The sequence below is a fragment of the Streptomyces dioscori genome (assembly GCF_003024195.1).
Lineage (GTDB): Bacteria > Actinomycetota > Actinomycetes > Streptomycetales > Streptomycetaceae > Streptomyces > Streptomyces dioscori.
Window position 1 is genome coordinate 346,698 of sequence record NZ_KZ679040.1, and the last position, 17,522, is coordinate 364,219.

A 17,522-nucleotide genomic window follows, 5' to 3' on the forward strand; every position below is an offset into this window, starting at 1 on the left:
CCATCCCCGGCCAGGCCACTGTCGGACCCGGCGACTACCCTGAGCCCGGAGAGGAGGACAGCGTGCTACTGAGGTTCCGTGTTGCGAACGTACGGTCGCTGCGTGATGAGCAGGAGCTGTCCTTCGTCGAGTCCGAGGACGAGGCGAGTGGGGCAGTTCGGCCGGTGGAGCTGGCCGGCGACCGGTCGGTGGGCGTGCTACCGCTGATCGGCATTTTCGGCGCCAACGCATCGGGAAAATCGAATGTGCTGACCGCGATGGTCGACATGCGTACCGCTGTCCTCAACTCCTACGCCCGCTGGGCTTCGTACGACGGCATTCCGCGCTCTGTCTTCGCACTCGACCCGAAAGGGCACAGCGAGCCGAGCTTTTTCGAGGTTGATCTCGTCATGGACGGCGTGCGCTGGACGTACGGATTCGAACTCGGCGGAACCCGCGTCGAAGCCGAATGGCTGCACAGTTATCCACGTGGTCATCGGCAGGTGTGGCTCGACCGCGATGCCTCCCGGGCAGAGGTGTACGAATGGCCGGGAAGCCGGGTCAAAGACCGGGCGCAACTCGTGCGGCGCACTCGACCGAACGCCTTGCTGCTCTCCACCGCGGGGACGGACAACCACCCGCAGCTGTCCCCCCTCTTTCACTGGTTCCGCCGCAACCTGTGGCTGATCAATCCTGAGGACGAACGGGGGCAGCGCGAAGCGTTCACCAGACAGGAACTCTCGGGAGCGCGGGCGCGCCGCATCGAGGAACTGTTGCGGGTGGCCGACCTCGGCATCACGGGCACCGAACTCGTCGATGACGGCAAGGGCCGGTCGACGGTGAAGCTGGTCCACCGCTCGACGACGGGCGAGGTTGCCTTCGACTGGCAGGCGGAGTCACTCGGCACCCGTTCCTGGTTCGCTCTGCTCGGCCCGTTGCTCCTGGCGCTCGACGAGGGCGCGGTACTGCTGGTCGACGAGCTGGACGCGAGCCTGCATCCGCGGTTCGCCGCCGAAGTCGTCCGACTCTTCCACGACCCCTACAGCAACCCCAATGGCGCGCAGTTGGTGTTCACCTCACACGACCCGTCGGTGCTGACCACGCCGAGCGGTGGGCGACTGCTGGAGCCCGGTCAGGTATGGCTGACTGAGAAGGACAAGGATGGGGCGACGGATCTCTATCCGCTGACAGCGGCGTCCCCGGGGGAGGGCGAGGACCTGATGAAGTCGTATCTCGCCGGGGCCTTCGGCGCGGTCCCGTCTCTCATGGAGGGGCAGATCGCCCGACGGCTGCTGGCCGCCGGTGAGTACGCCGAGGACGAGGTGGAACAGGTCTGATGGCGAGGACGAGGGGGAAGGACTCACTGGGTCCGGCACAGCGCCGCGGGCGGCGTAAGAGAGTCGTCCATGTCTTCACCGAAGGGCTGGTCACAGAACCCTCCTACATCGAGATCGTCAAACAGCACGGCGTCCCGGCTGACCCCGCGATGACCGTGGAGGTGCGCATCGCGAACGCCTCCGCCCCTGGCTCGCAGCGCAAGCCGCTCAAACTGGTAGAGGCAGCTGTCCGGCTGATGCGGGACGAGCAGCGGCAGGCGAAGCGCAGCGGACTGGAGAAGAAGTACCTGCCGCAGGTCTGGTGCGTCTTCGACCGGGACGAGCACGAGGGCATCGAGACCGCGTTGAAGCAGGCGCGGGAGGGTGACGTCAGAGTCGCCTTCTCCCATCCCTGCTTCGAGGTCTGGCGGCTGCTCCACCACAAGTCGGTCACCGGAACGTTCGCAGGGGTGTGCGGCCAGGTGACGGTGAGACTGCCTTTCGCGAAGACTCCGAAGGACGCGTCGAACATCAAGCTGGTGCTGCCGCACCAGGTCACCGGCGGCTACCTGGACGCCAGGAAGCGTGCCCTCCAGATGAACGCGCAACACGGTGACCACGTGGCTCTCGTCAACCGCGATCCGTACACCGACGTGCACGAATTCGTGGAGCAGGGGCTCGGAATCGCCTCGTACTGACCTACTTCTGCTCACCTTGGGCCGCTGTGCTTTCGGCGGACGTGAATCCCGGCCGACACCGGCAAGCGGATTTCGGCGGGAGCCGCAGCGGCCATAGGGTTCCTACGTCACTCGTCAGGTCGTAGGGAGTCGTTTACGTGGCCAAGCTCACGCTCGCGCAGTTGGAGCGGCATCTGTTCGCCGCAGCGGACATCCTCCGGGGGACGATGGACGCCTCCGAGTACAAGGACTACATCTTCGGTCTGCTGTTTCTGAAGCGGGCCAACGACGAGTTCGAGGCGGCGCGGGACGAGATCAGGGAGTACGCGGGCAGGGAACTGGGCCTGTCCGACGAGACGCTGCCCGGTTTCCTTGAGCAGGAGTCCGAGTACAGCGAGCGTGATGTGCTCTTCGTGCCGAAGAACGCCCGCTGGAAGTGGATCTCCTCGGCCACCCACAACATCACCGAGGACCGGCTGCGTCCGGCCCTGCAGGCGCTGGAAGGCCAGAACGCCAAGCTCCGGGGCCTCTTCGACCACCTCGACTTCAACCGCATCGGGGGCTCTGGAGCGGCTGCGGGCGCGGCCAAACTCGCCGACCAACGGCTGAAGTTGCTCATCGCACACTTCGGGCGCATCCGGCTCCGTACGAACGATTTCGAGTTCCCCGACCTGATCGGTGCCGCATACGAGTACCTGATCAAGGAGTTCGCGGACTCGGCCGGCCGCAAGGGCGGTGAGTTCTACACCCCGCGCGCGGTGGTCCGCATGATGGTCGAGTTGCTGGGCCCTCGGCAGGGGATGCGGATCTACGACCCGTGCGTCGGCTCGGGCGGCATGCTCATCCACGCCAAGGAGTACGTCGAGGAGCACGGCGGCGACACGTCGGACATGTTCTTCGCCGGCCAGGACGCGAACAGCGGCTCCTGGATCATGTCGACGATGAACATGGTCCTGCACGGGGTGCGCCGCTTCGACCTGCACACCGGTGACACGCTCGCCGAACCGGCACATGTGCCGAGGTCGGACGCGGACCGCTTCGACGGGGTGCTCAGCAACCCGCCGTTCTCCATGGACTACGTGCTCAACGATCTGGCGCACGGCGCGCAGCGCACGACGTATGGGGCGACCAGCGAGCGCGGCAAGGCCGACCTGATGTTCCTCCAGCACATGCTGTGGGAGACGAAGCGCGAGGGCCGCGGCGGCATGGTCATCACCGTCATGCCACACGGCGTACTGTTCCGCGGCGGCGGCGAGCAGGCGATCCGTACGAAAATGCTCGACGAGGATGCGGTCGAGGCGGTCATCGGCCTCGCTCCGAACATCTTCTACGGCACCGGCATCCCGGCCTGCATCCTGGTACTGCGCCCGCCGGGGAAAAAGGACCCGAAGCGGGCGGGAAAGGTGTTGTTCGTCAACGCGGACCGCGAGTTCCATTCGGAGCGGGCGCAGAACGTACTGCTGCCGGAGCACGCCGAGAAGATTACGTCGGCGTTCCACGAGTACGCGGAGGTGTCCAGTTTCTCGCGTGTGGTCAGCCGTGAGGAACTGCGGGCCAACGACGACAACCTCAACATCCGCCGCTACGTGGACAACACGCCGCCGCCGGAGCCGCAGGACGTGCGGGCGCACCTGGTGGGTGGCGTGCCGCGTGCGGAGATTGAAGCGAAGAAGGAACTGCTCGACTCGTACGAGCTCGTGCTGACCGACCTGTTCGTGGAGCGGGACCCGGCCGACGAGAAGTATGTGGACTTCCTGCCAGAGGGGCAGAGGCCGGATGCGGCGCGGCTGGGGGAGCTTGCCCGCCCGCGTGAGGACGCGTTGCGGACGGCGTTCGATGAGTGGTGGGCCGCCGAGGCGCGGCAGTTGGAGGCGGTCGCGGCTACGCCGGAGCGGTTGGCGGACCTGACGCCTTCGGAGCGCAAGGCCGCGCTGATGGCCGTGCGCGGCTCGCTGATCGGGTCGTTCGTGGAGCAACTGCGAGGGGTTGGCCTGCTGGACCGGTACGCGCTGGCGGGAGCGGTGGCGGGTTGGTGGTACGAGGCCAAGTACGACCTCCTCGCGCTGTCTGAGAACGGGTTCGCGGGCGTCGTGGACGGGTGGGTCGAGAACGTCGAGACGATGCTCGCACCTGAGCAGGACCCGAAGACACGGAAGTTGCGGAAGCGGACGGCTGCCGAGCGGCGGCAGGCGTACGACCACAAGGTTGTTGCGGCCATCGCGCCCGACTTCCTGGAGGAGCTGGCGGCGGCGGCCGCGCAGGATGCGGAATTGGACACGCTATGGAGAGAGCTCAATTCGGCGGCACGTGACGAAGGCGAAGGCGATGGCGACGAGGAGGAGGACCGTGATATTTCTGCACGGGAGAAAGTCTCGTTGCATGCACAACATAGAGCGGAACTGACGCGGCTAAATAAGGAACGCGTGAAAGTCAGGAGCATGATCGCGCGTCTTGAGACGGACTTTTGGTCCTCGCCCCCGAGGCAGACGGCGACTGAGGAGGAGACCGCACTCTCACGCCTTCAACGGGCGCGCGACGGGCTGGCTGCCGAAGGTGGGGAGCGGCGGGTGGTCCTGGAGGTTCTTCGGCACGGGCTGAGGAGCAGGCTCGACGCCCTTGTCCGGTACCGGCGCAGCGAGTTTGCCCGCGCTTATGATGGCTTGTGGGGGAAGTATGGGCTGTCCTTCCAGGAGATCGAGCACCAGCTGACGGGAACCGCACAGGGCGCCGCCGCGAGCAACCCTTGGTCGCAGCGGAGCGCATGGGAGATGATGGCGGACAGTGCAAGCGTTCTGGCCGACCGAAACGCTGTCGCCGAACTCATCCACTCTTTGATCGAGGCCGAGAAAGCTGTAGAGGCTGCGCTGGCAAAAATGAGCGTAGACGAAGTGTTGCTGTTGCTGCCGATGGTTGCCCCTGGCGGGGCGGAGCAGGCGCAGCGTCGTCCGTTGCGTGCGGTCGTCGCATCAGTGCGAGCTGGACGAGTCTCTGGCTCGAAGGAGCACTCTGGAGTGCCCGTTCTTCGCCCGGTCGACCTGACCGATCGCGAACTCGGGCAGCCTGAATACCGGTCGACCGCAGCCAAACTCGTGTTGCGTCCGGAAAACCACGAGGAAACGCTGGATACCGAAGACGTTCTGCTGGCCGCCGTGGATTCGGGAGGGCCAATATTTCGCGCCGCAGTCTGGCGGGGGGAGCGAGCGCATGCGACGTACAGCCATAACGTCATCCGTATCAGGCTCGATACCAATCACCTTGCCGCCGATTACTTCGTAGCCTGGTTGCTGCTCCCCGCAATCCAGAAGCGCATTTTCGCGGTAGCGAGGACGTACTCTGTGAGAGGTATCCACGGCATTGATCAGGTCCGGCTTCTCGACGTTGACATAGAAGTGCCGAGCATGACGGACCAAAAAGAATTCACCCGACGCCTGGCTATAATGAGCCGGGAAAGGCAGGTGCGTCGTGCTCAGCTAAAGAAACTTCGCCGTGTGAAGGACATCTTGGTGGAGAACCTCACTGGTTCAGGTGGGTGATCGGCCGCGAGGTTGGTGCGATCCGAAGGTCCGCCCGCCTGATAGCTGCGAGGAAGTGCGACCAACCCTCGGGGGAGAAGATCAGCGCGGAGCCGTGGGGTGTCTTCGAGTCCCGCACGGGAACGCCAGCCGGGTGACCGTCGAGGACTTCGAGACAGCTGCCGCCCTCGCTGTTGCTGTACGAGGACTTGCGCCAGCCTCGCAGGGGCGGGATGCCGGTGGTTATCCGGTCAGTCATGGTGTTCGTAACCCTTCGCTGTCGCCCTCAGCAGGGCCAATGACTCCGTGAGCGGCATCGCGTCGCTCAACGCGAGAGCGTAGCGGTGGTCCAACTCGCGTACCACGGAGGGCGAGTCGTGCAGCTTGCCCATGTGGAAGCCCTCGCTGTACGCCACCGGCGGCTGGTCCTCGAAAGACATGATGCTGAGCATGCCCTCCATCAGCGGATGGGACCCCAGGACGAACGGCACAACGTGCACGCGGACCCGTTCGCTCTCCACCAGGTGGACGAGGTGGCGGAGCTGCTCCGCCATGACATCCGGGCCGCCCACGACGCGGCGTAGCACGGCCTCGTCGAGCAGGACCCAGACCACCGGGCTCACCGGGTCCGTGAGGATCTTGGCGCGCTCAAGGCGTGTGACAACGAGCCTGTCACATTCCTGTTCACCCACCGGAGGGAACGACGTGCCCAGAACCGCACGTGCGTACCTTTCCGTCTGGAGGATGCCCGGGACGAACGACAGGGCGAACTCCCGGATCATCACCGCCTGTTGTTCGAGCAGGCGGGCCGCCTCGAAGTAGTCGGCGACCGCCGCGTCCTCGGCCGGCAGGAAGCTGCTCAGCACATTTCCCGTGTTCAGGACCCTGTCGAGCCGCCGCGCGTCCTCCTTCGTCGGAATACGACGCCCCGCCTCGATGTGCGAGATGTGCGAACGCGTCATCACCGCCGCGTCCGCCAACTCCTGCTGCGTCAGCCCCGCCGTCTCGCGCTGCTGCTTGAGCCAGTCACCGTACGTGCTGGTCATGGCCACTCCTTTGTGACAAATGCCTGGTCACATCGCACCCCCTGGCGAGGCTAGCCGAGCAGGCGTCACGCTGTGACGAGTTCGCTACACACAGCGATACCCCCGCGACCGTGCGACCGGTCCGGGGGCGTGGTCACCAACCCGGACAAGGAAGTTGATGACGTGAAGCACCGTATCGGCCGGCTCGTCGAGCCGTTGCTGCGATTGCTTTTTCCGGGCAAGGGGCGCCATCGGCTGCCGGCGGTCGGGGTGACGTCCGGGCGCGGCCGTCACCGCGCTCCCGCGGGCGCGCAAGGGGCGACGGCCCACCGCGTCGGCTGTCGCCCCCTGCGCGGCGAGGACCACGTGATGGTCCGCCCCTACCTCGTGGAGCACGAGCAGCACGTGCGACGCGAAGAAGCACGGCAGCAACGGGCCCGCCGACGCGAGCTGTGGCTCGCAACGCGTGGCGTCGACATCGGGCCCCGGCTGATCCACGGCGTGGAGGTGTCCGCGTGACCGGCGACCGGACGGGAACGGCCCCGTCGATGCGGCTGCTGCCGTGGGCCGGTGACGACGGCAAGCCCTGCTATCTCATCGGGGACGGGAAGGGCCACCTCTCCCGTACGGCAGACCGCATCGAGAGCCTTCAGCTCGGTATGTCGGCCGGTCTCCTCGATCACGCGGCCGACCTGCTCGCCGACCGCCGGGCCACCGCCGATCAACTCCGCTACCTGGCCGCCCGCCTGGCCGAAGCGCTGACGGACGTGCACCGCATCGCGGAGAGCCGGGGCGCCCGTGTTCCTCCGCCCCTCCATGCGGACGCCCGCGACGGCGCAGGTCACCCACACATCGAGTGACTGGCCCCGGTGGCCGGATTCAGCCCACTTCGGCGAAGGTTCACGGCCCGTACCCTTCCCCTCAACCGGCCTCCCCCTACCGTGACGCCATGCGTCTGAGATCCGTACTCGCTCCCCTCGCAGCCACCCTCACCGCCGGCCTGGCGGCGGCCACGTGCGTCACCGCCGCCGGGCCCGCCACGGCCCACAGCGGTCCCGCCGACCCGCCGCGCGGCCACGCCTGCTCGCCCGCAGTCTCCATCGAGCGTTTCTCCGACGCCCTCGACAAGACGACGTACGAGGGCACGTTCGTCGGTAATTTCTCCGCGCTGGCCGTGGACCGCGACGGGGCGATCGCCGCGCTGTCCGACCGGTCCTCGCTCTTCACCCTCGACCCGAAGACCCTGAGCCCACGCTCCGTCGTCCCGCTGGCCGACGAGGGCGGGGCCGCGCTCGACTCCGAGGGGCTCGTCGTCGACCGCGACGGCACCCGGCTGGTGTCGTCCGAGACCGAGCCGTCGGTACGCCGGTACGGAAGGGACGGCACCCTTCTCGGGCGCCTCCCCGTGCCGGACGCCCTGCGCGTCGCCCCGGCCGGCCGCGCCACCTCGAACCAGACCTTCGAGGCGCTGACCCTCCTGCCCGGCGGCCGAACCCTGCTGGCCGGCATGGAGGGCTCCCTCTCCGGCGACACCCTCGGCGTCGTACGCCTCCAGACCTGGCAGCGCCAGAGCGGCCAGAGCGGCCACGTGCACCGCGACTTCCGGCTGGCCGCCCAGTACGGCTACCGCACCGACACCGGTCTCGGGCTCGTCGAGGCCGCCGCGACCCCCGACGGCCGCCTCCTCGTCCTGGAGCGCGGTTTCACCGTGGGCGTCGGCAACACCGTCCGCCTCTACCTGGCCGACCTCCGCCGCGCCACGGACACCTCCCGCATCGATACCTTGACCGGCACTCTGACCGGCCATGACGGCGTACGCCTCGTCCGTAAGACCCTCCTCGCCGACCTCGCGGACTGCCCCTCCCTCGGCGCGACCGCCAAGCAGCCGCAGCCCAATCCGCTGCTCGACAACATCGAGGGCATGGCCGTCACCGGCACCACCCGGGGCGCCCTGCGTGTCCTCCTCGTCAGCGACGACAACCAGGGCGCCACCCAGACCACCCGCTTCTACTCCCTCCGGGTGCGCCCCTGATCCCTCCGCGCACGCCCCCGATTGTTGCGGAGGGATGAAATCCGCTTCGATCCGTGTTGGTGCCTTCCGGACGATCAGGGCCGGACGAGGGAAGGCATCAGGAGTGACAACGCAGCGGGGATGGGCACGGCGGCTGGCCGGGTACGCGTGGCGGTACCCGAAGGACGTCGTGCTCTCGCTGGGCGCCTCGCTCGTCGGCATGGCCGTGATGGCGCTCGTGCCGCTCATCACCAAGGTGATCATCGACGATGTCGTCGGGGACCACAGTCGCGACATGGGCCCCTGGGCCGGCGCGCTCATCGGCGCCGGCGTTCTCGTCTACGTCCTCACCTACATCCGCCGCTACTACGGCGGCCGGCTCGCGCTCGACGTCCAGCACGACCTGCGCACCGACATGTACGAGACGATCGTCCGCCTCGACGGCCGACGCCAGGACGAGCTGTCGACCGGCCAGGTCGTGGGCCGCGCGACCAGCGACCTCCAGCTCATCCAGGGCCTGCTCTTCATGCTCCCGATGACCGTCGGGAACGTCCTGCTCTTCCTGATCTCGCTCGGCATCATGGCCTGGCTGTCCCTCCCGCTCACCCTGGTCGCGCTCGCCGTTGCCCCCGCCATCTGGTTCATCGCCCGGCGCAGCCGCTCCAAGCTGCACCCGGCGACCTGGTACGCGCAGGCGCAGGCCGCCGCGGTGGCCGGTGTCGTCGACGGCGCGGTCAGCGGCGTACGGGTGGTGAAGGGCTTCGGGCAGGAGGATCAGGAGACCGGGAAGCTCCGGGAGATCGGGCGGCGGCTCTTCGCGGGGCGGCTGCGTACGATCCGGCTCAATTCCAAGTACACCCCGGCGCTCCAGGCCGTTCCGGCGCTCGGGCAGGTCGCCATGCTGGCGCTCGGCGGCTGGCTGGCGGTGCGGGGTGAGGTCACCCTCGGTACGTTCGTCGCCTTCTCCTCCTATCTCGCCCAGCTCGTGGGGCCCGTGCGCATGCTCGCCATGGTCCTCACCGTCGGCCAGCAGGCCCGCGCCGGCGCCGAGCGCGTACTGGAGCTGATCGACACCCGGCCGTCGATGGAGGACGGCACGAAGGACCTGCCGGCCGACGCGCCCGCGACCGTCGAGTTCGACGGCGTGTCCTTCGCCTACGACGACGACCGCCCGGTCCTCGACGGCCTCAGCTTCGAGATCCGCGCCGGCGAGACCCTCGCCGTCGTCGGCTCCTCCGGCTCCGGCAAGTCCACGGTCTCCCTGCTCCTGCCCCGCTTCTACGACGTGACCGGCGGCGCGGTCCTCATCGGCGGCCTCGACGTGCGCGAGCTGACCCTCGACTCGCTGCGGGCCGCCATCGGACTCGTACCCGAGGACTCCTTCCTCTTCTCCGACACCGTCTCGTCCAACATCGCGTACGGCCGCCCCGAGGCCACCCGCGAGGAGATCGAGACCGCCGCCCGCGCCGCCCAGGCGCACGGCTTCATCTCCGCGCTGCCCGACGGCTACGACACCAAGGTCGGCGAGCACGGCCTCACCCTCTCCGGCGGCCAGCGCCAGCGCGTCGCCCTGGCCCGCGCGATCCTCACCGACCCGCGCCTGCTGGTCCTCGACGACGCGACCTCCGCGGTCGACGCCAGGGTCGAGCACGAGATCCACGAGGCCCTGCGCGGAGTCATGGCGGGCCGCACCACCCTCCTCATCGCCCACCGCCGCTCCACCCTCAACCTCGCCGACCGCATCGCCGTCCTCGAAGACGGCCGACTCGCCGACCTCGGCACCCACGAGGAGCTGACCGGGCGCTCGCCGCTCTACCGCCGACTGCTCACCGACCCGGACGAACTGGGCGGAACCTCGCCCGGCCACCCCGAGCTGACCTGCCCGCCGTCCTGTCCGCCCGAGGACACGTCCGTACGGGACGAGCTGGACGCCGAGTTCGACGCCGAGCGCGGTGTCACCCCGCGCCTGTGGACCGGCGACCGCGAGCCGAAGGACACCGCGCTGGCCGGGATGCCCGCGACCCCCGGCCTCCTCGCCCAGGTCGACGCCCTGCCGCCCGCCACCGACACCCCCGCCATCGACGAGGCGCGCGCGGTCACCCCGGAGGAGTCCTACGGGCTGCGGCGCCTGCTGCGGGGCTTCGGGCTGCCTCTCCTCGTCAGCCTCGGGCTCGTCGCCGTCGACGCCGGCATGGGCCTGCTGCTGCCGGTCCTGATCCGGCACGGCATCGACGAGGGCGTCTCCGAGATGGCGATCGGCGGGGTGTGGGCGGCCTCGGTGATCGCCCTGATCAGCGTGTTCGTCCAGTGGGCGGCGCAGATCGGCGAGACCCGGATGACCGGCCGCACGGGCGAACGGGTCCTGTACTCGCTGCGGCTGAAGATCTTCGCGCAGCTCCAGCGGCTCGGGCTCGACTACTACGAGCGCGAGCTGACCGGCCGGATCATGACCCGGATGACGACGGACGTGGACGCGCTGTCCACCTTCCTCCAGACGGGCCTGGTCACCGCCTTCGTCTCGGTCGTCACCTTCTTCGGCATCATGGCCGCGCTGCTCGTCATCGACGTACAGCTCGCGCTCGTCGTCTTCCTGACGCTGCCGCCGCTGATCGTCGGCACGTTCTTCTTCCGCAGGTCCAGCGTGAAGGCGTACGAACTGGCCCGTGAGCGGGTGTCCGTGGTGAACGCCGACCTCCAGGAGTCGGTGTCGGGGCTGCGGATCCTCCAGGCGTTCCGGCGCGAGGGCTCGGGCGGACGGCGCTTCGCCGAGGGCAGCGACAGCTACCGCCAGGCGCGGATCCGCGGGCAGTGGCTGATCTCCATCTACTTCCCGTTCGTGCAGCTGCTGTCCTCGGTGGCCGCCGCCTCCGTGCTCGTCGTGGGCGCCGGGCGCGTCGACGCGGGCACCCTCACCACCGGCGCGCTGGTGGCCTATCTCCTCTACATCGACCTGTTCTTCGCCCCCGTGCAGCAGCTGTCGCAGGTCTTCGACGGCTACCAGCAGGCGACCGTCTCCCTCGGCCGGATCCAGGAGCTGCTCCAGGAGCCGACGTCGACGAAGGCCGCCGCCGAGCCCCTTGAGGTGCTGTCCCTGCGGGGCGAGATCGCCTTCGAGGACGTCGACTTCGCGTACGGGCCCACTGGCGAAGGTGAAGCGGAGGAGGCGCTCAGCGGGGTGCGGCTGAGCATCCCCGCCGGGCAGACCGTCGCGTTCGTCGGCGAGACCGGCGCGGGCAAGTCGACCCTCGTCAAGCTGGTGGCCCGCTTCTACGACCCCACCGGCGGCCGGGTCACGGTCGACGGCACGGATCTGCGCTCGCTGGACCTGACCTCGTACCGGCACCGTCTCGGCGTCGTCCCGCAGGAGGCGTACCTCTTCCAGGGCACCGTCCGCGACGCCATCGCGTACGGCCGTCCCGACGCCACGGACGCGCAGGTGGAGGCGGCGGCCCGCGCGGTCGGCGCGCACGACATGATCGCCACGCTGGACGGCGGCTACCTCCACGAGGTCGCCGAGCGCGGCCGCAACCTCTCGGCCGGCCAGCGCCAGCTGATCGCGCTGGCCCGCGCCGAACTCGTCGACCCGGACATCCTCCTCCTCGACGAGGCCACCGCCGCGCTCGACCTGGCCACCGAGGCCCAGGTCAACCAGGCCACCGACCGCATCGCGGGCCGCCGCACGACCCTGGTCGTCGCCCACCGGCTGACCACCGCCGCGCGGGCGGACCGGGTCGTGGTGATGGCCGACGGCCGGGTCGCGGAGGACGGCACCCACGACGAACTGCTCGCCCTCGACGGCCGGTACGCGCGGCTGTGGCGGACGTTCGTGGGGGAGCCGGACCCGGTCCGCAGCGCCACCTGACAGCTCCGGATGTCCGGCGAATGTGCCATGAACACGCAAAAAAGCCGCAACCGACGGGTAGGGCAACCGTTCCCCGTACGCCATGCGTCCGTACAGCAGTACGTCAAAGCGCCGTGCGTCGAAGCGCAGTAGGTCGAAGCGCGATAGGTCGAAGCAGGCATCAGTCGTCGGGGGCCGTGGAGGGACACCAGTGGACATGGGCGCGATACGCCGACGCCTCACGCTCGGTACCGCCGTGCTGACGGCGTCCGGACTGCTGGCCCTCGCGGGCCCGGTGGGCGAGGCCTCCGCCGCGTCCCCGTGCGCCGGGCGGAAGGTGCGCACGCTGCCCTTCTCCACCGGCCACGTGGACGTCCACAAGAAGCGCGGTTACGTGTGCGCGGTGACCTACCCCAAGAAGGTGGGCGCCCGCCGCTACATGATGGTGAGCGTGCAGGCCCGGGGGAGCGAGCGCGTGCCGAACGCGGGCCGGTTCGTGCGGTACGCGGGTCCGGTACGGGTGCACGCCGGGCACCGCTGCGTACGGATCAAGGGGGCCGTCGGCTCGGGCTCGGTCAGCACGGGCTGGATCCTCTGCTGAACCCCCAAGTCGTGCAGTCTTCGTACCGACCTGACGGTAATGTCCACAACATCCCCTGGTGTGGCAGCTGTTGCTGAGCTAAGTTCCGGCGGACATCTGCGTATTCAGGGGAGAACGCATGCGCAAGACGCTCAGATGGCTGTTGTCCCTCACGGTGCTCATAGGCACCGTGAGCACGGCCGGGGCGGCCACCGCCGCCCAGCCGGACGCCGCCACCGCAACCCACGTCGTCACGGACGAGTCGGCGGACATCAAGGACCGCCTCCTCGCGATACCGGGCATGAGCCTGATCGAGGAGAAGCCCTACACGGGCTACCGCTTCTTCGTCCTCAACTACACCCAGCCGGTCGACCACCGGCACCCGTCCAAGGGCACCTTCCAGCAGCGCATCACCGTGCTGCACAAGGACACCGCCCGTCCGACGGTCTTCTACACCGGCGGCTACAACGTCTCCACGACGCCGAGCCGCCGCGAGCCGACCCAGATCGTGGACGGCAACCAGATCTCGATGGAGTACCGCTACTTCACTCCGTCCCGGCCCGCGCCGGCCGACTGGTCGAAGCTCGACATCTGGCAGGCGGCCAGCGACCAGCACCGCATCTTCAAGGCCCTCAAGCCGGTCTACGACAAGAAGTGGGTCTCCACGGGCGGTTCGAAGGGCGGCATGACCGCCACCTACTTCGAGCGCTTCTACCCGCGTGACATGGACGGCGTCGTCGCGTACGTCGCCCCCAACGACGTGGTGAACAAGGAGGACTCGGCGTACGACCGGTTCTTCGCCAAGGTCGGCACCAAGGAGTGCCGCGACCGGCTGAACGCGGTGCAGCGCGAGGCTCTCGTCCGCCGGACCGCGCTGGAGAAGAAGTACAAGGACGTGGCCGCCGCCGAGGGCTACACCTTCAACACCATCGGCAGCCTGGACCGGGCGTACGAGGCGGTCGTCCTCGACTACGTGTGGGGCTTCTGGCAGTACAGCCTGCTCGCCGACTGCGACACGATCCCGGCGGACGCGAAGAACGCCACGGACGACGAGATCTGGACGTCCATCGACACGATCTCCGGCTTCTCGTTCTACACGGACCAGGGCCTGTCGCCCTACACGCCGTACTACTACCAGGCGGGCACGCAGCTCGGTGCGCCGACCATCGTCTTCCCGCACATCGAGAAGAAGTACATCCGCTACGGCTACCAGCCGCCGCGGAACTTCGTGCCGCGCGACATCGAGATGAAGTTCCAGCCCGGTGTCATGCGCAGCGTCGACTCCTGGGTCAAGCACAACGCGAACCACATGCTGTTCGTGTACGGGCAGAACGACCCGTGGGGCGCCGAGCCGTTCCGCCTCGGCAAGGGTGCCCGTGACTCGTACGTCTTCACGGCCCCGGGTCTGAACCACGGCGCCAACGTCGCGGGTCTCGTCCCCGACCAGAAGGCGCTCGCCACGGCCCGCATCCTGGAGTGGGCGGGCGTCGCCACGGCCGCGGTCCAGGCGGACCCGGAGAAGGCGAAGCCGCTGGCCAAGTACGACTCGAAGCTGGACAAGCGCACGGTCGAGCGTCAGCTCCGCCCGTAGCGGTTCCGGTCACGCATTCGGTGCCGCGCCCGTCCGTCGAACCCCCGGGCCACGAGCCTCCGGGCTACGAGCCTCCGGGCTACAACGGGCGGGCGCAGCCCACCGGATACGGTCCGCCGAGCTGGACGTACAGCTCGGTGGACGCGGGGCAGTCGGAGCGCCGCTCCACGGCCCCGGTCACCTGGTACTCGGGGGCCCTGCCGCCGTTCTCGCCCTCGCCCTCGCTGTCGCACGAGGTCTCGCGGACCTCGCCCGCGCCCGCGCTGTAGACGCAGTCGCCGACGATCGTGCGCGGACCTCCGCCGCCGCCCGGGTCGCCGGGGTGCGGGGGCTCCAGGTTGCGCATACAGGCGTACCCCTGCGGGACCGCGCCGTCGCCGTCCTCGTCGGCGGAGGGCCGCTGCTCACTGATGTGCAGCACGAAGTCCGTGGTGGCGGGGCACGGCGGCCCCTCGCCCGCCCTGCCGTCGTGCCGCGCGATCACGCGCGCCGCCGCCCTCTCGCTGGTGCACGGCACCTCGGTGAACGACTCGCGCCCGAACGAACTGCACTCGTCGATCCCGAGGAACACCACCCCGTACCCCGAGGCCCGGGTCGGCACCGGAGCGGGAGTCGTCCGCCGCGCATCACCGTTCCCGTCCCCGTCGCCGCCGCCCCCGGACGGCTGCTGGCACCCCGCGAGAACCGCCAGCACCAGCATGAGCAGCGCGCACAGCATGGCCGCCGTCGCGTCGGTCGAGCTCGCGTGGGTCGACCTCGCGTCGGCGGACCTCGCGCGGTGTGCGCCCGCGCGATGTGCGCCCGCGCCGCGTGCGTCGCGCATGGCAGCTCCCCCCCGATCATCCCCAGCCCAGCGTGACCCGCCGGGGCGGACCCCGCCAGGCGTACCGGACGCTTTGCGTCACTTGGGGATGCGGAACGGGGCGCACGTCGTAGGCCCGGTACGCCAGGCCGGGGCGCGCGCCCCGATGCGGGGGCCCGGGTGGGGGCCTCAGTACGTCAGGCCGTGCCCCACGGGATACAGGACCACCGCCGGATCGTCCGCGCGCTGCACCGGCACCGGCAGTCCGCCGCGCGGGCCGACCCGTCCGGCGAGCACCCGTACCGCTGCGCGCAGCTCGACGTCCGTCCAGGAGTACGACGCCAAGTAGGCCTTGACGTCCGGCAGTTGCGCCACGTCGTACGGGTTGCGGATGGCGAGCGCGACCACCGGGCGGCCCGTGGCGAGGAGTTGGTTCACGAGGGCGCGCTGCGTCGAGGCCGCGGTGACGTTGTACGTGCCCACGAGTACCGCGTCCACGTCCTGGGCCGCCGCGACGGCCTTCGCGATGGTCGCGGCCGAGGGTGCCGTGCCCGTGGACAGCACGGTCGGGGTGAACCCCAGCTCGGTGAGGGCGTTCGCCAGGACGGTCGTCGGCGGGCCCGTGGTGCCGGACGGCGAGGCCGGATCGGCGCCGACGACGAGCACCTTCGTGTGCGTACGCCGTGACAGCGGCAGCAGCCCGCCGGAGTTGACCAGCAGAGTCGTCGTCCGCTCGGCGACCCGGTCCGCGGATTTCAGATGCGAGGGAATCCCGACCGTCCGGTCGACCCCCCGCCCCGTGACGTACGGGTCCTTGAACAACCCCAGCTTCGCCTTCAGCCGCAGGACGCGCAGGATCGATTCGTCGAGGCGGGCCTCCGTCAGCTCGCCGCCGCGGACGGCCGCCAGGACGGCGTTCCAGGCGATGTCCAGCTTCGGCGGGTTGAGGAGCTGGTCGACACCGGCCTTCAGCGCGAGTACGGGCACACGGTCGTCGCCGTACTTCGTGCGGACGCCCTCCATGCCGAGCGAGTCCGTCACCACGACCCCGTCGTAGCCGAGCTTCTCGCGCAGGATGCCGGTGAGGATCGGACGCGAGAGGGTGGCCGGATCACCGGCCGGGTCGAGCGCCGGGACCATGATGTGCGCGGTCATGATCGAGTCGATGCCGGCGGCGATCGCCGCCTTGAACGGGGGCGCGTCCAGCTCGGCCCACTGCGCCTCGGTGTGCTCGATGACCGGGAAGCCGTAATGGCTGTCCGTCTCGGTGTCGCCGTGCCCCGGGAAGTGCTTGGAGGTGGCCGCGACCCCGGCGCCCTGATAGCCCTTCACCTGCGCGGCGACCAGACCCGCCACGGCCTGGGGGTCGGCGCCGAAGGAACGTACGCCGATGACCGGGTTGGCCGGGTTCACGTTCACGTCGGCGACCGGGGCGTAGTCCTGCAGGATGCCCATCGCGCGCAGCTCCGCGCCGGCGATGCGCCCGGCGGTACGGGCGTCGGTACGCGAGCCCCCGGCGCCGAGTGCCATCGCACCGGGGAAGAGCGTCGCGGGCGTGCCCACCCGTGCCACTATCCCGTGCTCCTGATCGGTGGAGACGAGCACGGGCAGGCCGCGGGGCTGTCCCAGCGAAGCCTTCTGGATGCCGTTGCTCAGGTCCGCGATCTGGTGCGGTTCGCGGGTGTTGTGCGCCCACCCGAAGTAGATGATCCCGCCGACGCGGTACTTGGCGATCAGCTCGGCGGCCGTCCGTACGCCGATCTCCGCCAGGTTCGCGTCGACGTCGGCCTGGTCGGGCTCGGTCGCCGAGTGCCCGTACACCCGCATCACGAAGAGCTGCCCGACCTTCTCTTCGAGCGTCATACGGGAGATGAGGGCCCGGAGCCGCTTGTCGCCGCGGTTCCCGTCCTCGTGCTTCGCGCTGCCGGCGAGTGCGGGGGCGGCGCCGGCGACGGCTGCGGCGGCACCGGCGGTGGCCGCGAGCAGCGTACGTCTGGAGGTGTGCACGTGCGCTCCTTCCGGAGAGGGCCCGGGGGCCCGTGGAGGGGCGAGCTGAACGAACCCCTGCGGGAGCCTCTTACAGGGTTCCCTCGGGGGATCCTTGAAGAAAACTGCCAAGGAGTCACGGATATCCGGGAAATTTCTGCCAGTCAATAGCGCGGACGGACGACGCGGGGGAGGTGCCGCC

At 69.3% G+C, this 17,522-nt stretch carries 13 protein-coding genes; 9 read left to right on the plus strand and 4 right to left on the minus strand.

The annotated features are described in order from the left end of the window. Positions 1-62: 62 nt before the first annotated feature. From C6Y14_RS09515 to C6Y14_RS09525, 3 genes are all read left to right on the plus strand, one after another. On the plus strand, positions 63-1,316 hold the full coding sequence (locus tag C6Y14_RS09515; RefSeq protein ID WP_107016429.1) for an AAA family ATPase: 1,254 nt from the start codon (positions 63-65) through the stop codon (positions 1,314-1,316). Continuing rightward, positions 1,316-1,993 carry an RloB family protein gene (locus C6Y14_RS09520; protein WP_107016102.1) on the plus strand — a complete coding sequence of 226 codons (678 nt, stop codon included), beginning with the start codon at positions 1,316-1,318 and terminating at the stop codon, positions 1,991-1,993. Before C6Y14_RS09515 ends, C6Y14_RS09520 begins: the two co-directional genes overlap by 1 nt. A 137-nt stretch (positions 1,994-2,130) precedes the next feature. Beyond that, positions 2,131-5,505: an N-6 DNA methylase gene (locus tag C6Y14_RS09525; RefSeq protein WP_107016103.1), complete on the plus strand. Its 3,375-nt coding sequence runs from the start codon at positions 2,131-2,133 to the stop codon at positions 5,503-5,505. Here the strand turns inward: C6Y14_RS09525 and C6Y14_RS09530 are convergent. Together C6Y14_RS09530 and C6Y14_RS09535 are read right to left on the minus strand one after the other, a co-directional pair. Beyond that, positions 5,486-5,743 (minus strand): DUF397 domain-containing protein, encoded by a 258-nt coding sequence (locus tag C6Y14_RS09530; protein WP_107016104.1) that lies wholly within the window; start codon positions 5,741-5,743, stop codon positions 5,486-5,488. The genes C6Y14_RS09525 and C6Y14_RS09530 overlap by 20 nt on opposite strands. After that, positions 5,736-6,530, minus strand: a complete 795-nt coding sequence (locus tag C6Y14_RS09535; protein ID WP_107016105.1) for a helix-turn-helix domain-containing protein — start codon at positions 6,528-6,530, stop codon at positions 5,736-5,738. The genes C6Y14_RS09530 and C6Y14_RS09535 overlap by 8 nt, the downstream gene beginning before the upstream one ends. Before the next feature lie 162 nt (positions 6,531-6,692). Between C6Y14_RS09535 and C6Y14_RS09540 the strand changes: the two genes are divergently transcribed. The 6 genes from C6Y14_RS09540 (at position 6,693) to C6Y14_RS09565 (ending at position 14,532) form a co-directional block, all read left to right on the plus strand. Further along, positions 6,693-7,028, plus strand: a complete 336-nt coding sequence (locus C6Y14_RS09540) for a hypothetical protein (protein ID WP_107016106.1) — start codon at positions 6,693-6,695, stop codon at positions 7,026-7,028. Positions 7,029-7,057: 29 nt separating this feature from the next. Next, the gene (locus C6Y14_RS09545; RefSeq protein WP_107016430.1) at positions 7,058-7,369 is read left to right on the plus strand and encodes a hypothetical protein; all 312 of its coding nucleotides are present in this window, start codon (positions 7,058-7,060) and stop codon (positions 7,367-7,369) included. An 89-nt stretch (positions 7,370-7,458) separates the two neighbouring features. Further along, complete coding sequence (locus C6Y14_RS09550) at positions 7,459-8,541, plus strand: esterase-like activity of phytase family protein (protein WP_107016107.1); 1,083 nt, start codon at positions 7,459-7,461, stop codon at positions 8,539-8,541. 103 nt (positions 8,542-8,644) lie between these two features. After that, positions 8,645-12,382 carry an ABC transporter ATP-binding protein gene (locus C6Y14_RS09555; protein ID WP_225890982.1) on the plus strand — a complete coding sequence of 1,246 codons (3,738 nt, stop codon included), beginning with the start codon at positions 8,645-8,647 and terminating at the stop codon, positions 12,380-12,382. A gap of 196 nt (positions 12,383-12,578) precedes the next feature. Then, positions 12,579-12,962: a hypothetical protein gene (locus tag C6Y14_RS09560; protein WP_404828746.1), complete on the plus strand. Its 384-nt coding sequence runs from the start codon at positions 12,579-12,581 to the stop codon at positions 12,960-12,962. Positions 12,963-13,080: 118 nt separating this feature from the next. Continuing rightward, complete coding sequence (locus tag C6Y14_RS09565; protein WP_107016110.1) at positions 13,081-14,532, plus strand: S28 family serine protease; 1,452 nt, start codon at positions 13,081-13,083, stop codon at positions 14,530-14,532. 79 nt (positions 14,533-14,611) lie between these two features. On the opposite strand, the gene C6Y14_RS09570 is transcribed toward C6Y14_RS09565, so the two are convergent. Together C6Y14_RS09570 and C6Y14_RS09575 are read right to left on the minus strand one after the other, a co-directional pair. Then, positions 14,612-15,250: a hypothetical protein gene (locus C6Y14_RS09570; protein ID WP_107016431.1), complete on the minus strand. Its 639-nt coding sequence runs from the start codon at positions 15,248-15,250 to the stop codon at positions 14,612-14,614. 273 nt (positions 15,251-15,523) lie between these two features. Continuing rightward, positions 15,524-17,341, minus strand: a complete 1,818-nt coding sequence (locus C6Y14_RS09575) for a glycoside hydrolase family 3 protein (protein WP_107016111.1) — start codon at positions 17,339-17,341, stop codon at positions 15,524-15,526. Positions 17,342-17,522 lie beyond the last annotated feature (181 nt).